The organism is Streptomyces sp. SID14436, from assembly GCF_010548465.1.
In the GTDB taxonomy this organism is placed as follows: Bacteria; Actinomycetota; Actinomycetes; order Streptomycetales; family Streptomycetaceae; genus Streptomyces.
The window spans coordinates 1-2,642 of the sequence record NZ_JAAGMD010000064.1 but is presented as its reverse complement, the minus strand read 5'-3'; the positions used below and the strand labels follow the sequence as shown (position 1 = coordinate 2,642).

The 2,642-nt window shown below is 75.4% G+C and carries 4 protein-coding genes; 2 read left to right on the top strand and 2 right to left on the bottom strand.

Features of this window, described 5'->3' with window-relative positions:
* Positions 1 to 823 (bottom strand): DUF6397 family protein (locus G3I53_RS02175; RefSeq protein WP_203616659.1); only part of this gene is annotated, 823 nt, incomplete at its 3' end.
* A gap of 136 nt (positions 824 to 959) precedes the next feature.
* Positions 960 to 1,373: a roadblock/LC7 domain-containing protein gene (locus G3I53_RS02170; protein WP_164335560.1), complete on the bottom strand. Its 414-nt coding sequence runs from the start codon at positions 1,371 to 1,373 to the stop codon at positions 960 to 962.
* A gap of 114 nt (positions 1,374 to 1,487) precedes the next feature.
* On the opposite strand from G3I53_RS02170, the gene G3I53_RS02165 reads away from it, so the two are divergent.
* Both G3I53_RS02165 and G3I53_RS02160 read left to right on the top strand, forming a co-directional pair.
* Positions 1,488 to 1,916: a PPOX class F420-dependent oxidoreductase gene (locus tag G3I53_RS02165; RefSeq protein WP_164335562.1), complete on the top strand. Its 429-nt coding sequence runs from the start codon at positions 1,488 to 1,490 to the stop codon at positions 1,914 to 1,916.
* 28 nt (positions 1,917 to 1,944) lie between these two features.
* Positions 1,945 to 2,544: a class I SAM-dependent methyltransferase gene (locus G3I53_RS02160; protein WP_164437975.1), complete on the top strand. Its 600-nt coding sequence runs from the start codon at positions 1,945 to 1,947 to the stop codon at positions 2,542 to 2,544.
* The last annotated feature ends 98 nt before the right edge of the window (positions 2,545 to 2,642 follow it).

Below are 2,642 nucleotides of genomic sequence, written 5' to 3'. Positions count from 1 at the left end.
CGGGGCGGGGCGCCGGCCGGTGGGTGCGCGCCTCGGCCACCAGCCGTGCGAGGTCGGCCCGCAGCCAGGCGATCTCGTCCGCGTCCTGGGCCGTCGCGAGTTCTCGCGCCAGGTCGGCGGCCGGGGACCCGGGGGCGCCGTGGGCCGGCGGGGCGGGCCGGAACAGGTTCACCCGGGAGCGTTCCCAGGGGTCACCGACGACCTCGCAGACGTGGAGCGGGTCGAGCAGCGCCGCCACGGCCCCGGCCCGCGCCCAGGGGTCGCCGGCCTGGCGGAGCAGGAAGCCCAGGTGCCGGTGGCGCCAGTTACGGGGCCGCAGGTCGAGCCCGGCGTCCAGATGGCCGCGCAGGGCCTCGGGGAAACGGCCGGTGAGCAGCGCGGCGTTGCCCGGGTCGGCGGTGAACTGCCGTACCTCGTCGGCGAGGTAGAGCCAGACCACGGCGCGGTAACGGTTCAGGTAGTACTTCACGGGGCTCAGCAGGCCCAGCCGGGCGAGGCGGGTGAACCGGTCCTTCGACACCCCCATGAGTGCGGCCCCCTCCGCGGTGCCCACGGCGCGCACGCTCTCCCGCAGTTCCTCCGGGAAGCCGGGGCGGGCACGCAGCCGCTCCAGTTCGGCGCGCTCGATCCGTGGCCCGCCTCCCCGGTCACCGGGCACGGTGCGGATCCGGCCGAGCCGGACCGCCAGGTCGAACTCCGTCGGCTTCAGGTGCAGTTCGTGCGCCGCGCGGCCCGGCGCGACGGACGCGTCCGGGGTGTGCGGGACGGCGGCGTGCGGAGCGGCGGCGGTCGGGCGCGGGTGCGTGACGGTGTGGGCGGTCATGGTCGTCTCCCCCGTGGAGCGTGCGGCGGACGCCCGGTGCGTCCGCCCGGACACGACGGTATCCGCTCCGTCACGCTCTGTGCCGGCCCTGTGGACAACTCCCGCGGAGCCTGACCCCTCAGGGTGAACGCGCAGGTCAGAGGTCCGTGCCGGGATCGGAGCCGGGGCGGCGGGGGTCCACGCCGAGGTGTTCGCCGACCCGGCTGACGAGGAGGGTCATCTCGTAGCCGACACGGCCCAGGTCGGCCTCCGCGCCGCTGAGGACGCACAGGCAGCTGCCGGAGCCTGCCGCGGTGACGAACAGCACCGCGTCGTCGAACTCGACGAGCGTCTGGCGCACCTCGCCCGCGCCGAAGTGCCGGCCGGATCCCTTGGCGAGACTGTGCAGCCCGGAGGAGACGGCGGCGAGGTATTCCGCGTCCTCCCGGCGCAGTCCGGTGCTCGTCCCCGTCACCAGCCCGTCGTTGGACAGGACCAGCGCATGCCGTATGTGCTCGACGCGCTGGGTGAGATCGTCCAGCAGCCACTCGAGACCCTGGTTCTGCGCCATGCCGTGCATCTCCCCCTGTACTCCCCGTGGACGTCCCCTGCCGCCTCCCCCGCGCGGGCTCCCCTCGCGCCAGCCTTCCCCACGAACGGGCGGCGGGCAAGAACAATGGGCGTCATGGGACAGAAGATGACCGATGAGGAGTGGCGGGAATTCGTCTCGTACGGGACCCGCACCGGCAAGCTGTGCACCGTCCGTGCCGACGGCAGCCCGCACGTGGCGCCGGTGTGGTTCCTGGTCGACGGGGACGAGGTGGTGTTCAACACGGGCAGCGGGACCGTGAAGGGGCGCAATCTGGCCCGCGACGGCCGGGTCGCGCTCTGCGTGGACGACGACCGCCCCCCGTTCCACTACGTGGTGCTGCAGGGGCGGGCCCGGCTCTCGGAGGACCCCGCCGAGCTGCGGCACTGGGCGGCCCGGATCGGCGCGCGGTACATGGGCGAGGACCGTGCCGAGGAGTTCGGCCGCCGCAACGGCGTGCCCGGTGAACTCCTCGTCCGGGTCACGATCGACAAGGTCGTCGCGGAGAAAGGTGTCGCGGACTGAGTCCGGCGGTGTGCGGGATCACGCGGGCATGAGTGACGACCACACGCACGTCCAGGAGTTCTTCACCGCCCGGGCCGCCGACTGGGACAGCCGGTTCCCCGACGACGGTCCCGCCTACGCGGCGGCCGTCGCCGCACTCGGACTGCGTGCGGGCGACCGGGTGCTGGACGCGGGCTGCGGCACCGGGCGGGCCCTGCCCCCGCTGCGTGCCGCCGTGGGCGCCTCCGGCACGGTGATCGGCGCCGATCTCACCCCGGCCATGCTGCACGCGGCCGCCCGGGCCGGACGTGACGGGGACGGGGCGCTGCTGCTCGCCGACGTGGCCGCGTTGCCGCTGCGTGCCGAGGTGCTGGACGCCGTGTTCGCCGCCGGGCTCGTCGCCCACCTGCCGCGTCCCGCCGACACGTTGCGGGAGTTGGCCCGGGTGGTGCGGCCCGGCGGGGTGCTGGCGCTCTTCCACCCGGTCGGCAGGGCCGCGCTCGCCGCACGCCAGGGCCGCCGGCTGACCGACGACGATCTGCGCGCCGAGCCCCACCTGCGGCCCCTGCTGGCTGCCTCGGGGTGGCGGATGACCTCGTACGCGGACGAGGACACCCGGTTCCTGGCGTTGGCGGTCCGGACGCGCTGACGGGAGCCGGGGGCGGAAGGCTGGGCGGGCGGCTTCCGGCCGTCGGGGGCGGGGGGCTGGGCGGGCGGCTTCCGGCCGTCGTGGGCGGCGGGGCGGGG

Coding starts and splice junctions, on each gene's coding strand:
- G3I53_RS02165 (WP_164335562.1), top strand. CDS start 1,488: ATGGGACAGAAGATGACCGATGAGGAGTGGCGGGAATTCGTCTCGTAC.
- G3I53_RS02170 (WP_164335560.1), bottom strand. CDS start 1,373: ATGGCGCAGAACCAGGGTCTCGAGTGGCTGCTGGACGATCTCACCCAG.
- G3I53_RS02160 (WP_164437975.1), top strand. CDS start 1,945: ATGAGTGACGACCACACGCACGTCCAGGAGTTCTTCACCGCCCGGGCC.